Origin of the sequence: Streptomyces sp. NPDC093546 (genome assembly GCF_044765045.1) — a bacterium.
In the GTDB taxonomy this organism is placed as follows: domain Bacteria; phylum Actinomycetota; class Actinomycetes; order Streptomycetales; family Streptomycetaceae; genus Streptomyces.
On the sequence record NZ_JBIWJG010000014.1, the window covers coordinates 104485 to 119410 of the forward strand.

The window sequence follows — 14926 nt, forward strand, 5'->3', positions numbered from 1 at the left end:
CCGTCGGCCGCCGGTCATCTCTGACCGACGGCCGACGGCCGACGAGAGGGAGGGGCGCAGACTCACTGCACGGCGATGTCGGGCCAGACCAGAGCGGTCGAGCCCCAGGTCACACCACCGCCGAAGGCGCTCATCAGCACACGGTCGCCCGGGGTGATCAGGCCGCCGGAGACGGCGTCGGCGAGGGCCAGCGGGATGGAGGCGGCAGAGGTGTTGCCCACGCGGTCGAGGTTGACGACGGTCCGGTCCCTGGCCATCCCGAGCTGGTCGGCCACGGCGTGCAGAATCCGTACGTTCGCCTGGTGGCCGACGAACCAGTCCACCGTCTCCGGTGCCCACCCGGAACGGTCGAGCATCGCGCGGGAGGAGGCTGCCATGCGGGTGACGGCGTGCCGGAACACCTGCTTGCCCTGCATGGTGAAGTACGTGTCCGCGGGGCGTGCTCCGGGCTCGTCGGCCTGGGTGGTCCGCTGCCGCGAACCGCCGCCCGGGACGATGATGAGGTCCTTCAACGAGCCGTCGCTGCCGAGGTCGTACCCCAGCAGCGCACCCTGCTCGGTGGGGTCGCCGGCCCGCAACACCACGGCTCCGGCGCCGTCGCCGAAGATGACCGAGGTGGTGCGGTCGTCCGGATCGAGGATGGTCGAGTACGTCTCCGCGCCGATGACCAGCACGCGTTCGGCGGTGCCCGTGGCGATGGCGCCCGCGGCGGACGCGAGCGCGTAGACGAACCCGCTGCACACGGCGGCGATGTCGTAGGCCGCCACGTTCCCCAGCCCCAGCCGGGAGGCGACGTCGGGTGCCGTCGCCGGGCACGGGTGGTCCGGGGTGGTCGTGGCGAGGACCACCAGGTCGACGTCGGCGGATCCGGCCGACTTCAGCGCCCGTTCGCCCGCGGCCACGGCGAGGTCGCCGGTCGCGGTCCCGGGGTCGGCCCAGTGGCGGCGGGTGATGCCCGTCCTGGTGCGGATCCACTCGTCCGTGGTGTCGAGGGTCCGCGAGAGCTCCTCGTTGGTCACGACGCGGGGCGGGACGAACGAGCCGAGCCCGGTGAGGACGGCTGCTCGCCCGGCACCCTGCCCGAGGGGGAGATGTCCGTGGGACAACGCGTAAGTCAAGGGGGCCTCCCTGATCGCCGGTGCGGGACGCCGCTACCGGGCATGGTGGAACGGGCCGCACTCCGCTCGAAGGGAAAGGCGACGGACGCGGAACGGCGTCGCCGGCGGGCGCCGCGGTACGCGGCCACCGGACGCGACCCGGTACGGAGGGCGCGGAGGTCCGCGCCGTCTCGAAGCCGTCTTGAAGACGTACGACGATTCTCCGGCGGCGGACGTGTCCCATCCAGAGCGCGCTGACGCTGTGGGTGCCGTCGGTGGTGGTGGAACCACCACTCTGCCGCCCTTGCGTACGGCGGCTGCGACTGCTCGGCTTGGCTTGGCTCGGGTTCGTATCAGGGAGGAGAAACGGGAGCGGTTCTACTGCCGGGCCGACGGAGGGGCCGCGGCGCCCGGCGGCACGTACACCAGGAGGCGGTTGCTGGCGGCGTCGTCCAGGTCCATGGTGAACAGCACGAAGGAACGGGGCCCGTCCTGGGCGCCGTCGAGTTCGACGGTCGTCGGTACGAAGTCCTCGACTTCGTGACGGTCCCACAGCTCGTCGAACTCGGGGTCGCTCCGCGTCAGGCGGTCCGCGATCTGCTCGTAGCGCGGGTCGTCGGCGGCGTACGAGGCCTGGAAGCGGAACCGGGCGGTCATCCGGCGGGCCACCTGCGGCCGGTTCAGGTAGTGCCTGCCGTGGGATCCGGTGAACAGGCTGGTCAGGAAGTTGTCGTTGCCGTCGCGGGTCAGGTCCAGCCGATCGACGGCCGGCTGGTTGGCCGCGAGGACGTCCCAGTACCGGTCGATCACGCAGGAGGGGCCCAACTGCTGTGTCTCGACCATCCGTTGGAACACGTCGGGATCCGAGGGGCCGGGCGGCGTGAGCGGCACCGGGGGGTTCGCGTCCGCGAGCCGGTACAGGTGTACCCGTTCGAGTTCGCTGAGCCGCAGGGCGGAGCTGATCGCGTCCAGGATCCCGTCCGAGACCCTGATGGGGCGGCCCTGCTCCAGCCAGGCGTACCAGGACGCGCTCACCCCGGCCAGGACCGCGACCTCCTCCCGGCGGAGCCCGACCCGGGCGCGCCTGCCGGTCGTCGCCAGCCCCACGTCCTCGGGGGAGAGCCCCGCACGACGGCTCCGCAGGAAGTGCGCTAACTGGGTGCGCCGCTTCTTCTTACTCTCGGGCCCCGTGGGCATGGCGTCCATACCGACCGAAGGTAGGTCACGCCCACACGCACTGTCAGCGGTGAGGATCACACCACGCCCGTGACTCCGTACGCGGCTTCGCCGAGCAGGGGCTCCAACTCGGTGAAGAACAGTTCCTTGTGCTCCCGGTTGAAGAAGTGCCCTCCGGGGAGCGTGCGGAACGAGAAGCGGGCGCTCGTGTGCACGCGCCACGCCGCGGCGTCCTCGGCCGGGACCAGCGGATCACGGCTTCCCACCAGGACGTGGACAGGGCAGGGCAGCGGCCGGTGCCCCGCGGCCGGGTGCCGGTAGGTGCCGCACACCTGGAGGTCCTCCCGGAGCCGGTCCGCGACGGCTTGCATGCGCGCGGGGTTCTCCCGCAGCAGGCGGCCGGCTCCACCGAGACCCAACAGCAGCTCGAGGGACGCACTATCCGACAGTCCTACGGTGAGGTCGGGTGCAGCCCTGAGGTGCGGCGCACGGTGCGCCGCGGCCACGAAACAGGCGGGCGGGCGTCGCCCCGCGGCGATGTGCCGCTGAGCCACACCGTAGGCGACCAGCGAACCCATGCTGTGGCCGTAGAAGGCGTAGGGCTCGTCGAGGAAAGGAGTCAGCTGCCGTGTCACCTCTCGTACGAGGGCGTCCATCGTGCTGACGGCACCGGGGACGCCGGCCGCGCGCACCGCTCTCGGGGGCATGGACACCGGGACCACCTCCACCCCGCGACCGAGGCGTTGCCCCCAGCCGGAGAAGGACCACGGGCTGCCGCCCGCGTGGTGGAAGCAGAACAGGCGCAGCCGGGCGACCCGGGTCCTCGCCGGGACGCCTGTCGCAGCTCCTGTGTCCGCTCCTGTCGCCGCTGCCGTCGCCGGGCCCGTCGTCGCTGCCGTCGCCGTACCCGTCGCCGTGTCCGCCGGAATGTTCGCCGCTGTGTGGAACATGCCCGCCAGTGTGACGCCGAGTTCCGATGCGAGGGAGTGTCTGTCGAACCGGGTGGTGGCACTACCACCGGTGAGCCTCTCCCCCTCGCACCGAAATCTTCTTCGGAAGGAAAGAAGTCGATCCATGCAGACAACCGCATCTCCCCCGGTATCCGGCCTTTTACGGCGAGCGAGGCTGCGGCATTTCCTGCGCGCCCGCCGGGAGCAGATCACGCCGGAAGAAGTCGGCCTGGTGAACGTGGAGCGCAGGCGTACCCCCGGATTGCGGCGCGAGGAGGTGGCGACCCTGGCCGGGGTCGGCGTGTCCTGGTACACGTGGCTCGAACAGGGCCGGGACATCAACGTCTCCGAAGGAATCGTGAACGCGGTCAGCAACGCCCTTCGGCTCGACGACTGCGAGCGCCAGTACTTCCACCGGCTGGCCGGCCACAATCCACCCCAGCGCACGGAGGGCTACGGGTGGGACAGCGCGTACGCGCGGATGCACGCGCTCGTCGAAGGGTGGTCGCGCAATCCGGCGTACATCACCGACAGGTACGGGCGTATCGAACTGGCCAGCCGTACCGCTCGCTCCCTGTTCCACATCGACGAGCGTGACCACAACTGCGTGGTGAAGTTCTTCACCGAAACGGCCACGCGCGAGAAGTACCCGGACGCGGACGAGGTGGGTCGTGGACTGGTCGCCCAGTTCCGGGCCCAGTCGGCCTGTTTCCCGGAGGACCGGGAATTCGGCCGGATGGCTGAGCGGCTCTGCGAGGCCAGCTCGCGGTTCGCCGCCCTGTGGGACTCCCATGAGGTCGTCGGCCCGCACCAGGGGCTGCGCAGGATCGCGCTTCCGCAGGCCGGCGTGCGGGTCTTCGACCGTGTGGTGATGCGCGTGCCGGACCACCCGGAGTCGCTGCTGACCCTGTACATCGCCCAGCCCCGGACGGATTCCGCCGAGCGGTCGCCGGGCGAACTGGTCGGGGCCGGGGCCGGTGCCGGCTCCGGCTCCGGCTCCGGCTCCGGCTCCGGCTCCGGCTCCGGCGCCGGCTCCGGCGCCGGCTCCGGCTGAGGTATGCCACCGGCACCGCTGGTGTTCTCACCACCACGATCAGGAGACACTTCCTCCGCCCGTTCCCGGATCCCATGATGAATCCGTGGGACGCGGAGGAGTTCAATCCTCCGAATTAACCGTTCCATTCTTTCCCGCAACGGCAGTCCACCGTCTCCCGGGGTGCGGAAATCCCCTCGCGAGTCGGCGGCCCCATTGATTCACGGAGGAATGTGATGGACAATTCAATCGCCAGCCGGATCATCACGATACTGGGCGAGCTGGAGGTGTCCACGGCGAATGTCACGCCGGACACCACGTTCGAGGCCATGGAGATCGACTCGCTCCTGCTGGAAGAACTGGCACTGCGACTGCAGATGTCCTTCGGTATCGAGATCGAGATGGGCGAGCTCGTCCCGGAGCAGACCGTCGCGGAAGCGGCGGCGGTCATCTCGTCCAAGGGCGTCGCCGTAGCCTGACGCATTCCGCACGTCGTCCGCACGGCGTCCGCACGGCGAATTCCCCCCACCCCCCACCCCCGCTTCACCCCTTCTTTCCACCCCACCGTTTCATCGAGAGGAACACCATGTCTTCGCCCCTGCTCGTCCTCAACGAAGTCGCCGTAGCCCCCGGCAAGGCGGACCAGGTCCTGGCCGCGTGGAGCGAGCTGAACCAGAAGGAGCCGGTGACCGGCCGCGCGCTGTACCGCAGCGTGGACGACGGCAACATCCTGGAGATCACGCCCATCGAGAACCTGTCGGAGCTGGGCGCCCTCGGCGCGGTCTGGCAGAAGCTGTGGGAAGGGGTGTCGGACGACCTGGTCTCCGACTTCCGGCGCCAGCTCCTGGAGTTCGTCGAGGCGCCGAAGGACACCGCCGACCCGCTGCCGGCGACCCCGTATGTGCAGCTGCGTCACATCGAGGTGAAGCCCCGGGAGTTCGCGGCGTACCGCGAGTGGCGGGAGAACACCATCTTCGACGTCGTCCGGCGCGCGGAGCAGGTGGAGGCCTTCCTGGCGTACCACTCGCTGTTCAGCACCGAGCCCGGCGTGATGTTCGTGTCCGGCTTCGCGTGCGAGCCGGCGGAGTACCAGGCGGTCTTCACGTCGCCGGAGTACCAGCGGATCGTCCAGGAGGCGGGCGACCGCTACATCGTGGGCGGCGAGAGCGGCCTGTACACGCGCGTCTACCAGCGCGTCGATGCCTGAGGTCCGTACGGTGGCCGGCCCGTACGGGCTCGCCACCCCGAACCGCAGGGAGACCCACGAACTCGCCCTCACGACCCAGGGCCCGCTGTACCCGCCGAGCGAGGTCATGGACGGCGACGGCAACTTCGTGGTGGTGGGCATGATCAACCGGTCCGCCCCGGGCGGAGGAACCGTGCCGGAATGGGGCGCGGCCGTGGTCTCGCCGGACAGTCCCGTCCCCGCGTTCGGCAGCCTCGCCCCCTACACGGTGCTGCGCGAAATGGACACCGACCCCGACGGGCGGGACCGGGACGTCGTCCTCCACACGCTGCCGCTGCCCCTGCCGTGCAACAACTACCCCATGGTGTTCGCGCCGGAACAGCGGCCCGACGCCGGCCGGGTCGAGCGGCCGAGCCACGCCTTCCACCAGGTGCCCATCCCGGACCTGCGTGCGGAGGACGGGCCGAAGGTCGTCGAGCCGGTGACGTTCGGCCGGTGGATGCGGGCGAGCGGGACCCTGGAGGTGGCCGTCACGCCGGACGGCCGCTCCGGGACCTTCGACTTCCGGTTCTCCTCGCTCGTGCCGGACAGCGTCTACACGGTGATGTCGCTGCGGGCCCGTGACCTGGATCCCGCGGGGCCGACCCGCCCGGGCCCGCTCGGCGTGCCGAACGTGTTCGTCACGGACGCGGACGGCTCGGGACGCTACTCCGCCACGCTGCCGGACCCGTTCCCGGACCCGGACCTCCCGGGGGCCAACCGGGTCATCAACGTGGTCGTGCTGTGGATGAGTTACCAGCGCAGCTACGGCGGCGCCATCGGCGAGTTCGGGCTGGGAGGCGACATCCACGCCCATCTCAAGCTGCGCGGCCCGTCCTTCCAGGACCTCCGGACCGTCGGATCCCCCCGGTCCTGAACGAGTCCTGAACCAGCCCTTAGTACGAGAGAGACCGGAAGAGGTCCCATGCCCATCATCTCCGTCACCACGTGGGACGGCCAGGACGACGCACAGTGCCAGGAGCTCATGGAGGAGCTGACCCGGACCGTAAGGCGCGTCACGGGAGCACCCCTGGACAAGATCACCGTCTACATCCAGGAGGTTCCCCGCAACCGCTGGGCCGAGGGCGGAGCCCTGGGCAGCGATCCGAAGTTCCCGGAGCTGAGCCGGCGGACGACCGAGTGACGCGCTGAGCGCGTCGAGCCATCCACGCAGGAGTACGCGAAAGGTCGAGAGTCATGCCCCATGAAACACCCCGGGACACCGATGCCACGCCGGGGGCGCTGTTCCTCGTCGGCGACGTGTTCGCGGAGTTCGCCCACCACGAAGGCGTGTTCACCGTCTCCCAGTTGGCACGGCTGATCCGGAGCGGGACGTTCCCGGAAGGTCCCGGCGAGGTCCGCGTGACCCTGGGCCAGGGCGTCTCCCTCTTCGACGTGCAGTTCGTACGCGACACGCTCGCCCGGCGCGGGCTCGCGGACCGGGTCGTCATCGACGACCGGGCGCTGCACACCCGCGCCGGACGGGAGATCGCGCACAAGCACCGTCCGGAGAACGTGCTGATCTCCGAGCCGCGTCCGGTCGGCGCCGACTGGTACGAGGCGGACCTGCTGGTGGACGCCGCGAACGAAGTGATGTCCGACCACCTCACCGGGCAGCACATGCAGGGGATGCTGGCCACGGAGGCCGGGCGGCAGATGTTCATCGCGGTGGCCGAGCAGTTCTACCTGCCGGCCGAAGCGGTCGGCAGCAGGTACTTCGTCATCGACTCCTTCGCCACCCGGTACCGCAGCTTCCTCTTCCCGCTGCCCGCGGTGGTGCGGTGCCACGTCCTCGCCCACCGCACGCCGCACCACACCCGTACGACGTTCCACTGCGAACTCTCCGTCAGCCAGGGCGGGTCGGAAACCGCCTGCCTGGAGGTCCGGTTCACCGCCTTCGACACGCAGGTCTCCCACGCCAAGGAGACGCGAGCGGCGCAGCGCTCCCTTCAGGACGGCGTGGCACTCGCGACGGCGGCGGCCGCCGCGGAGAACCCGGCGCGGACGGAGGTCGGCGCGTCATGACCCCGCCCCTTATACCCTCCTCGTCCTCCTCGTCCTCCTCACCTTCCTCGTCCTCCTCGTCCTCCTTACCCTCCCCGCCCTCCATCGTCTTCAGCGATGTCGACGAGACGCTGATCACGGTCAAGAGCATGTTCGACTTCCTCCACTACCAGCTGGTGCGCCGGCACGGTCTGGACGGCGAGCAGGAGTACGAGCGGATCATGGAGGTGGTCCGCCGGCGGGCCGCCGAGGGAGTGCCGCGCGCCGACATCAACCGCTTCTACTACCGCCAGTACGCGGACGAGTCCGTCGCGACGATCACGCGTCTCGCGGACGACTGGTTCACCGAACGCGCGGTGTCCACGCGGGGCTTCTACATCGAGTCCACGCGCCGCGCCCTCCGTGACCACCGGGCCGCCGGCGCGTCCCTCGTCCTGGTGTCCGGCTCGTTCCCGCCCCTCCTGGAACCCCTGGCGCGTGAGGTGGGTGCCGACGCGATCCTGTGTACGCGTCCGCTGGTCGCGGGCGGCAGGTACACCGGCGAGGTCGACACCCCCGTGATCGGCGAGGGCAAGCGCGCCGCGGTGCTGGACCACCTGGCCGCCCGCCCCGACGTCGACCCGCGTGACTGCTACGCGTACGGGGACCATGTGTCCGACCTGCCGATGCTGGAGCTCGTGGGGCATCCGGTGGTCGTCGGGGACGACGCCGAGCTGCTCGACCGCCTGGCGCAGCGCTCCGAAATGACGCGTATCCGATGAGCGAGCCCCGGTTCCACGTACTGCTGGGGCCCGACGGCGCCGGCAAGTCGTCGGTCATGCGGCGCCTCGCGAAGACGCTGCCCGGGTGGCGGCTGGTGTCGACCGACAGCGCGTTCGTCGCGCCCGAGCACGCCCTGATCCCGCGGCTGCGGCGGGACCTGCACGACCAGCTGCTGCCCGGTCTCGGCACCGCGTACTCCGTGGACTTCCTCGCGAGCGTGCTGCAGACGGCCGTGGTCCATCTCAGGGACCAGGTGCGCGACCGGGACCCGCGGGTGCCGGTGCTCATGGACTCGTACTACTACAAGATCCTCGCGAAGTGCCGCCTGGCGGGCGTCCGCGACAGCCGGATGTACTCCTGGTGGCGTTCCTTCCCGCAGCCGAGCGGGGTGGTCTTCCTCGACGTCTCGCCCCGGGCTGCCTGGCACCGCAGAGGCGACGGGACGCGGCTCAACGCCCTGGAGTTCGACGGGGAGGACGGCGACTGGGCCGACTTCGAGCGCTATCAGACGAACCTGCGGAAGCTGCTGCTGGAGGAGGTGCGGGACGTGCCGGTGACGATGCTGCGGGAGCAGCCCGACGCCGACCGCGCGGCCGAAGCCGTGCGCGCCGTGCTGGAGGTGCCGTCCGCGTGAACGCCCCTTCCGTCTGGCACACCCCGGGCCACACCGGCCGCTACCGCGAGCGTGTGTTCGCCGCACGCGAGCGGCTGGCCGGTGAGCACGCCGATCTGCGCGGTGCGCAGCAGCGCGCCCTGGAGGATCTGCTCGCCTTCAACGCCTCCACCGAGTTCGGCAGGCGGCACCGCTTCGGCGCCGTCCGTACGATGGACGACTTCCGTGCGGCCGTCGCAGTGCGCGACTACGCCGATCACGCCCCCCTGATCGAACGGACGGCCGCCGGAGAGCGGAACCTGCTGTCGGCGGACGCCCCGGAGGTCTACTTCACGAGCAGCGGCAGCACCGGAGCGCGCAAGAAGGTCCCCGTCACCCCGCGCTTCATGAAGACGACGTTCATGCCGTTCTACTTCGCGGCGTGGGCGCCCCTGATCCAGCACTTCCCCGAGGTGCTGGAACGGCCCGACGCCGTCCTCAACCTCAAGCACGACCCGCTGAGCGCCCCGCCCACCACCGCCGACGGCCGGCCCCATGTGGGCGCCAGCCAGGTGGACTTCGGTGCCCGGTTCGGCGAACCCCTCGCCGCCGAACCGGGCACGGGTGCCCCGTGGGCGGCGCTGTCCGTGCCCACCGAGCCCGGTGACCACCCGGAGCGGGCGTACCTGCGGCTCAGGCTGGCGGTGCAGAGCGATGTGCGCTGCCTGATCGGCATCAATCCGGCGATGGTCGCCGCCGTCCCGTACCAGCTGAACCTGTGGTGGCCGCGGATCGTGAAGGAGGTGCGGGACGGCACGCTCGGCGGCCTGCCCCACGGTGTGCCGGACCCCGGCCGCGCCGCCGAACTCGAACGGCTGGCGGAGTACTTCGGGACCGTGCGCCCCGCGCACGTGTGGCCCCGCCTGCGGGCGCTGTTCTGCTGGACGACCGGCGTGGCGTCCCTGTACCTGCCCGCGCTGCGCGAGGAGTTCGGGACCGCGGTCACCGTGCTGCCCGCGCCGGTGGCCGCCTCGGAGGGGCCGGTCGGCGTGGCGCTGGACCGGCACGCCTCCGCGGGCAGCCTCGTCGCCTCGGCCTCGGTGTACGAGTTCGTGCCCGCCGACCAGGACCTCGCCCCCGACTCCGCCACCCTGCTGCCGCACGAGCTCGAGGCCGGTCACGACTACCACGTGATCTTCAGCCACGTCGGCGGGCTGTACCGGTACGCGGTCGGTGACGTGGTCCGGGTCGTCGACAGGGTCGGCGGCGTACCACGGGTCGAGTACGCGGGCCGGGGCGGCCGGTCCGACGCCGTGGGCGAGCGGCTGCGCGACGCCCAGGTGGTCAGGGCCCTGCACACGGCTCTCGGCTCCGGCGGCCTGGCGCTGCGCAACGTGGCGTGCCGGGTCGAACCGGCGGCGGACGGCACCCCGCACTACGTGTTCGCGCTCGCTCCCCACACCCCCTGGCACGCGACCGAGGCCGACCGCTTCACCGCCGCTCTGGACGTGTCCCTGGCGGCGGAGTCCGACGGGTACGCGAAGGCGCGGGCGGCCGGCCGGCTGAGGGCGCCCGCGGTGCGGCTGCTCGACGCCGAGGCGTTCGTCCGCGACTGGCACGGGACGGTCGCCACCGGTGTCCGCCCGACCCAGGTCAAGGACCGCCTCTTCCGGCAGGACGACGGCCATTGGGACCGCCTGACCCGCGCATAACCGGTACCTGGCGCCGTCCGCCCGGCATCCGCCCGGCATTCCGCACCCCCACTCCGAGGAGCCCGTCATGCCCGCGCCCCACCCCGTCCTCAACCCCGTGCTCGATCCCGCGCCCCACCCCGTGCTCGATCCCGCGCTCGACCCCGTCGAGCGGACCGCCCTGCTCACCGCAGCGCTGCGGGCCGCCGAGACCCGCCGCGAGGACCGGCTGTACGAGGACCCCTACGCCGCCGGACTCGTCGGAGACGCGGGCCCGGAGCTGCTCGCCGAGATCCGGGCCGCCACCTTCCCGCCGGACCGGCCGCGGACCCTGCCCAGCACTCCGGACTACAACGCCATCCGTACGCGGTTCTTCGACGACTTACTGCAGCGGGCGGCCCGGGAACCGGAGACCACCCAGATCGTGCTGGCCCCGGCGGGCATGGACTCGCGTGCGTACCGGCTCCCGTGGCCCGCGCACATACGCTATTTCGAGGTCGACCGGCAGGCGGTGCTCGACTTCAAGGCCGAGCGGCTCCGGGGCGTCGAGCCCCGGGTCGACCACCGTACGGTCGCCGTCGACCTCACCTCCCCCGACTGGGAGGACCGGCTCGTCGCGTCCGGCTACGACCCCGCCGTCCCCTCGACGTGGCTGCTGGAGGGGCTGCTCTACTACATCCCCGAGGCCGACGCCCACCGGATGCTGGAGCGGGTCGCCGCGATCTCCGCGCCCGGCAGCCGGATCGCCGCGGACATCGTCAACGCGGCCGCCCTGCGCCTGCCGCACATGCGGGGGCTGCTGGACGTCTTCGCGGGCTGGGGCTGCCCCTGGGTGTTCGGCACCGACGAGCCGGAGGCCCTGTTCCAGCGGTACGGGTTCGACGTCCGCGCCGTCCAGCCGGGCGAGCCCGAAGCCGACTACGGGCGGTGGCCCGACCCGGTGCCGCCGCGCGGGGTGACGGAGGTACGGCGGGTGTTCTTCGTGCACGGCAGGCGTCGCTGACCATGGCGTCCATCGTGATCGCGGGCGGCGGCATCGCCGGCCTCGCCATGGCCCTCGCGCTCGGCGGGCGCGGCCACCGGGTGCGGGTCCTGGAGAAGAGCGACCCGCCGCCGGACGGGCCCGTCGTCGAGAGCGCCGAGCTGTGGCGGCGGCCCGCGGTACCCCAGGCCGCCCACGACCACATCCTGAACGCACTCGGCGTACGGATGCTGCGCCGCTACGCGCCGGACGTCCTCGACGCGGCGCTGGCGGCGGGGGCCCGGCTCCTCGACCTCACCACCGCGGCACCCCCCGCGGGCACCGCCGGCCCGGAGCCGGGGGACGACGAGCTGGTCACGCTGGTCGTCCGCCGTCCCGTCCTCGACCTGGTGCTGCACCGGGCCGTTCAGGCCCTGCCCGGCGTGACGCTCAGTCACCGCACCACGGCGGACGGGCTGTTGCTGGATCCGTCGGGGCCGACGGGGAACCGGGTGACGGGCGTCGTGACCGACGGCGGCCGGACGGTACCGGCCGACGTGGTGGTGGACGCGTCCGGCCGCAGGTCCGCCTCCCGGTCGTGGCTCGGCGCCGCCGGCGTCCCGATACCGGACGACCTGACCGGGCCCAGCCGGCTGCACGCCTTCGGCCGCTTCTACCGGCTGCGGGACCCCGGCGGCCCGCCGCCCGGCCCGCTCAACCGGGGCAACGCGGCCGGCGGCATCTGGGGCCACTACTCCGCCGTCCTGCACCCGGCGGACAACGACGTCTTCGCCATCACCCTCGGCACGCTGCCCGGCGACCGCGCGCTGACGGCGCTGCGCACGCCCGGGGCCTTCACCGCGGCCTGCCGCCTCTCGCCGTTCCTCGCCGCCTGGGTCGACGAGGACGTGGCGCGGCCGCTGGGGCCGGTACGGGCCATCGGCATGCCGCCGAACATCCTGCGCGGCACGGCGACCGAGCGGCGCAGCCCGGTGGCCGGGCTCCTCCAGGCGGGGGACGCCGCCTGCGTCACCGACCCGATGTTCGGCCGCGGCATGTCCCTGGCTCTCGCCCACGCCTTCCTGCTCGCGGACCTGCTGGACGAACACCCCGCGGCCGACGACCGGTTGAGCCTGGCCGCCGCGGACCTCGCCGACAGGCTGCTGCGCCCCTGGTACGACCAGGGCGTGCACGACTCCTGGTCGCGCGTCCAGCGGTGGCGGGCCGAGACGGGAGCGCCCGCGGACCCCGCACCCGGCCGGCCCGCCACGCCCGTACCCGGGCACCTCTGGGCGGCCGCGGTGGCGGCGGCGGCCGGCGACGGCACCGTGTGGCGGGGCATGACCCGCATCCAGACGAGCCTGCGCACCCCCGCGGAGGTCTTCTCCGACGAGCGGTTCCTGGCCCGCGTGCGGGCCGCGGCCGGCACCTCCTCCCCGCCACCCGCGCCGTACGGTCCCCCGCCGCCGACCCACGCCGAACTCCGGCACGCCATCGCCGCCCGGGAAGGAGCATGACGGTGCCGCCTCGCAAGAACGTCCTGCTGGCGCCGGTCACGGTCACCCCCACCAAGCCGCTGACCCCCAGCCACCTCAAGGGGCTGCTGTGGACCGACGTGATGTTCCGGGCCACGGCGCCGCTCGCGGAGGTGACCTACCGCTACAGCCACACCACCTACCACGTCACCGAGCAGACGGTCGGGTTCTGGGAGTACCTCGACCGCACCCACGGCGAGGCCGACTACACCCAGCTCTCCGAGGAGGACATCGGCGACCTCTACGTCCGCTACCGCTCCGAGGCGCCCCACCAGAGCGCCGACGTCCTGCGGCCCTACCGGGACGCCGTCGAGCACAGCGGCTGGGTCCACCCCGCGAGCGAACGGATGCTGCGGCTCTGGGCCGGGCACTACGAGCGGCTCGGGATGCACGACCCCGGCCTCCGGGAGCACCAGCCGCCCGGCCTCGGGCTGGAGGAGATGATCGAGCGGCTCGACGCCGTGGGCCTGGTCCTCGACCAGCGGGTCTGCGGAGGCCCCGTCTACCTCGACCTCACCCGGTACGGGATGCCTCTGCGCCGGATCGTCACGGCCGACGGCCGCCCCAACTACCTCGCCTGCGCGCTGCGCGAACTGCTGCCGCTCGTCCCCTGGTACGACGAGGTGGTCCTGCTGTACGACCGCGAACTCGACGCCGACTACCAGCTGTTGAACCGCGTGCTGAGCAGGCTCGGCCCGACGGTGCGCCGGGTGCCGATCGGCCGGGTCCCGATCGACGGCAGGATCACCTCGGCGCGGCACGGCGGCTGGCACGGCCACACGGCGGGCGCGCTGCTGCGGGCCTCGGCCGACGCCGGCGTCGACCCGGGAGATGACCTCGGCGCGCTCCGCCTCGGTATGCGCCTGTACTTCATCGCGACCCTCGGCCCGGGGCAGTCCCAGTCCTTCCGCCACGACCTGCTGCGGCACTGCCTCACCGTGGCCGCCCGGCTCCTGAACCGCTCCGGAGCGACGCGCGCGACCGGAACGGACGCGAGCAGCGCGGGCGCGACCGGGACGGGCGATCTGTTCGACGCGCTGGACCGGCATCGACGCGGCCACACCTACGTCGACCCCTACCGGCTGGCCTGCTCGCTCCTGGGCAAGGGCCGGCCGGCACCCGATCCCGCACTCCTCTCGGCGGTGTTCCTGTGACCGGCTCCCTCCACCCCATGACCTCCGTGACCCTGCTCAAGTCGGCCGTGGACCGCGTACGGTCCGCCCGCCCGGAGCTGGCGGACCGTCTCGACCTGTCCAGTACCCAGGCCTTGCGGGCCGTCCGGGACGGATTCCACGCACGCGGCGCCGCCGGGAGCGACGAGACGCTGGCCGTGGTCGTCGTCGGCCGGCTCGACCTGCCCCGGTGGGTGCGGGAGACCTGCGCCTTCGCCCTCGCCCTGGCGCCCGAGGCGCGGGAGGCGTGGCGGCGCTCCTTCACCCGTACCGTCTACCTGGCCGGCAACCCGTCCAACCTCCGCGAGAGGTTCGCCTTCGACCACATCGCCGGGGACGACTCGGTGGCCTGGGCGGGACCGGCGCCCGGCGCCGCGACGGCCACGCTGCGCCGCCTGCTCAAGGCCTTCGAGTCGGCGCACGAGCTGACCGCCCGGCCGCCGGTCACCGTGAGCGTGCCCGGCCGTCCGACGTCCCGTCCCCCGGTCCACCGCGATCTGTACGTCGCCACCGCCAAGGTGACCGTCACCGACGCGCTCGTGCACGTCAACCACCTTCTCGCCGAGGCCGTCCTGGACGGGCTGATCGGGCCCGACGACCGCCTGACGCTGCGGTTCGTGCCGCGCCTCGCCGGCGTGGGCGCGCAGCTCGCCATGTTGCGCGTCGACACCGATGTCCACCGCCCGGACGAGCTCCAGGCATACGCCGGACTGACCACGGAGAACTGA

Annotated in this window: 16 protein-coding genes; 13 read left to right on the plus strand and 3 right to left on the minus strand. The window is 72.2% G+C overall.

Translation table 11 applies throughout. The features are described from left to right. Nucleotides 1–62 precede the first annotated feature (62 nt). The 3 genes from ACIRNI_RS26470 to ACIRNI_RS26480 form a co-directional block, all read right to left on the minus strand. A complete protein-coding gene (locus ACIRNI_RS26470) occupies nucleotides 63–1106 on the minus strand; it encodes a beta-ketoacyl-ACP synthase III (RefSeq protein WP_403554981.1) in 1044 nt (347 codons plus the stop codon). A gap of 369 nt (nucleotides 1107–1475) precedes the next feature. Next, nucleotides 1476–2303 (minus strand): helix-turn-helix transcriptional regulator, encoded by an 828-nt coding sequence (locus tag ACIRNI_RS26475; protein WP_403554983.1) that lies wholly within the window; start codon nucleotides 2301–2303, stop codon nucleotides 1476–1478. Between the two features lie 47 nt (nucleotides 2304–2350). After that, a complete protein-coding gene (locus ACIRNI_RS26480; RefSeq protein ID WP_403554985.1) occupies nucleotides 2351–3223 on the minus strand; it encodes a thioesterase II family protein in 873 nt (290 codons plus the stop codon). Nucleotides 3224–3347: 124 nt separating this feature from the next. Between ACIRNI_RS26480 and ACIRNI_RS26485 the strand changes: the two genes are divergently transcribed. From ACIRNI_RS26485 to ACIRNI_RS26545, 13 genes are all read left to right on the plus strand, one after another. Beyond that, nucleotides 3348–4277, plus strand: coding sequence for a helix-turn-helix transcriptional regulator (locus tag ACIRNI_RS26485; protein ID WP_403554987.1), 930 nt, complete (start codon nucleotides 3348–3350; stop codon nucleotides 4275–4277). A gap of 215 nt (nucleotides 4278–4492) precedes the next feature. Next, nucleotides 4493–4735 (plus strand): phosphopantetheine-binding protein, encoded by a 243-nt coding sequence (locus ACIRNI_RS26490; protein ID WP_403554989.1) that lies wholly within the window; start codon nucleotides 4493–4495, stop codon nucleotides 4733–4735. A gap of 107 nt (nucleotides 4736–4842) precedes the next feature. Continuing rightward, nucleotides 4843–5463 carry a hypothetical protein gene (locus ACIRNI_RS26495; protein ID WP_403554991.1) on the plus strand — a complete coding sequence of 207 codons (621 nt, stop codon included), beginning with the start codon at nucleotides 4843–4845 and terminating at the stop codon, nucleotides 5461–5463. After that, complete coding sequence (locus tag ACIRNI_RS26500) at nucleotides 5456–6358, plus strand: hypothetical protein (RefSeq protein WP_403554993.1); 903 nt, start codon at nucleotides 5456–5458, stop codon at nucleotides 6356–6358. Before ACIRNI_RS26495 ends, ACIRNI_RS26500 begins: the two co-directional genes overlap by 8 nt. 48 nt (nucleotides 6359–6406) lie before the next feature. Next, a complete protein-coding gene (locus tag ACIRNI_RS26505; RefSeq protein WP_403554995.1) occupies nucleotides 6407–6625 on the plus strand; it encodes a 4-oxalocrotonate tautomerase family protein in 219 nt (72 codons plus the stop codon). Nucleotides 6626–6678: 53 nt separating this feature from the next. After that, a complete protein-coding gene (locus ACIRNI_RS26510) occupies nucleotides 6679–7506 on the plus strand; it encodes an AfsA-related hotdog domain-containing protein (protein WP_403554997.1) in 828 nt (275 codons plus the stop codon). Next, nucleotides 7503–8246, plus strand: coding sequence for an HAD family hydrolase (locus ACIRNI_RS26515; RefSeq protein WP_403554999.1), 744 nt, complete (start codon nucleotides 7503–7505; stop codon nucleotides 8244–8246). The genes ACIRNI_RS26510 and ACIRNI_RS26515 overlap by 4 nt, the downstream gene beginning before the upstream one ends. Then, on the plus strand, nucleotides 8243–8881 hold the full coding sequence (locus ACIRNI_RS26520; protein WP_403555001.1) for a hypothetical protein: 639 nt from the start codon (nucleotides 8243–8245) through the stop codon (nucleotides 8879–8881). Before ACIRNI_RS26515 ends, ACIRNI_RS26520 begins: the two co-directional genes overlap by 4 nt. Then, complete coding sequence (locus tag ACIRNI_RS26525) at nucleotides 8878–10551, plus strand: GH3 auxin-responsive promoter family protein (RefSeq protein WP_403555003.1); 1674 nt, start codon at nucleotides 8878–8880, stop codon at nucleotides 10549–10551. Before ACIRNI_RS26520 ends, ACIRNI_RS26525 begins: the two co-directional genes overlap by 4 nt. 67 nt (nucleotides 10552–10618) lie before the next feature. Then, nucleotides 10619–11533, plus strand: a complete 915-nt coding sequence (locus ACIRNI_RS26530; RefSeq protein ID WP_403555005.1) for a class I SAM-dependent methyltransferase — start codon at nucleotides 10619–10621, stop codon at nucleotides 11531–11533. A gap of 2 nt (nucleotides 11534–11535) precedes the next feature. Further along, on the plus strand, nucleotides 11536–13008 hold the full coding sequence (locus tag ACIRNI_RS26535; protein WP_403555006.1) for an FAD-dependent oxidoreductase: 1473 nt from the start codon (nucleotides 11536–11538) through the stop codon (nucleotides 13006–13008). Beyond that, the gene (locus tag ACIRNI_RS26540) at nucleotides 13005–14180 is read left to right on the plus strand and encodes a hypothetical protein (RefSeq protein ID WP_403555008.1); all 1176 of its coding nucleotides are present in this window, start codon (nucleotides 13005–13007) and stop codon (nucleotides 14178–14180) included. Before ACIRNI_RS26535 ends, ACIRNI_RS26540 begins: the two co-directional genes overlap by 4 nt. Before the next feature lie 17 nt (nucleotides 14181–14197). After that, nucleotides 14198–14926 carry a DUF6182 family protein gene (locus ACIRNI_RS26545; protein ID WP_403555010.1) on the plus strand — a complete coding sequence of 243 codons (729 nt, stop codon included), beginning with the start codon at nucleotides 14198–14200 and terminating at the stop codon, nucleotides 14924–14926.

Excerpts from the sequence above, each read along its gene's own strand:
- ACIRNI_RS26475 (WP_403554983.1), bottom strand. The coding sequence starts at position 2,303 with ATGGACGCCATGCCCACGGGGCCCGAGAGTAAGAAGAAGCGGCGCACC.
- ACIRNI_RS26480 (WP_403554985.1), bottom strand. The coding sequence starts at position 3,223 with ATGTTCCACACAGCGGCGAACATTCCGGCGGACACGGCGACGGGTACG.
- ACIRNI_RS26485 (WP_403554987.1), top strand. The coding sequence starts at position 3,348 with ATGCAGACAACCGCATCTCCCCCGGTATCCGGCCTTTTACGGCGAGCG.
- ACIRNI_RS26490 (WP_403554989.1), top strand. The coding sequence starts at position 4,493 with ATGGACAATTCAATCGCCAGCCGGATCATCACGATACTGGGCGAGCTG.
- ACIRNI_RS26495 (WP_403554991.1), top strand. The coding sequence starts at position 4,843 with ATGTCTTCGCCCCTGCTCGTCCTCAACGAAGTCGCCGTAGCCCCCGGC.
- ACIRNI_RS26500 (WP_403554993.1), top strand. The coding sequence starts at position 5,456 with ATGCCTGAGGTCCGTACGGTGGCCGGCCCGTACGGGCTCGCCACCCCG.
- ACIRNI_RS26505 (WP_403554995.1), top strand. The coding sequence starts at position 6,407 with ATGCCCATCATCTCCGTCACCACGTGGGACGGCCAGGACGACGCACAG.
- ACIRNI_RS26510 (WP_403554997.1), top strand. The coding sequence starts at position 6,679 with ATGCCCCATGAAACACCCCGGGACACCGATGCCACGCCGGGGGCGCTG.
- ACIRNI_RS26515 (WP_403554999.1), top strand. The coding sequence starts at position 7,503 with ATGACCCCGCCCCTTATACCCTCCTCGTCCTCCTCGTCCTCCTCACCT.
- ACIRNI_RS26520 (WP_403555001.1), top strand. The coding sequence starts at position 8,243 with ATGAGCGAGCCCCGGTTCCACGTACTGCTGGGGCCCGACGGCGCCGGC.
- ACIRNI_RS26530 (WP_403555005.1), top strand. The coding sequence starts at position 10,619 with ATGCCCGCGCCCCACCCCGTCCTCAACCCCGTGCTCGATCCCGCGCCC.
- ACIRNI_RS26535 (WP_403555006.1), top strand. The coding sequence starts at position 11,536 with ATGGCGTCCATCGTGATCGCGGGCGGCGGCATCGCCGGCCTCGCCATG.
- ACIRNI_RS26540 (WP_403555008.1), top strand. The coding sequence starts at position 13,005 with ATGACGGTGCCGCCTCGCAAGAACGTCCTGCTGGCGCCGGTCACGGTC.
- ACIRNI_RS26545 (WP_403555010.1), top strand. The coding sequence starts at position 14,198 with ATGACCTCCGTGACCCTGCTCAAGTCGGCCGTGGACCGCGTACGGTCC.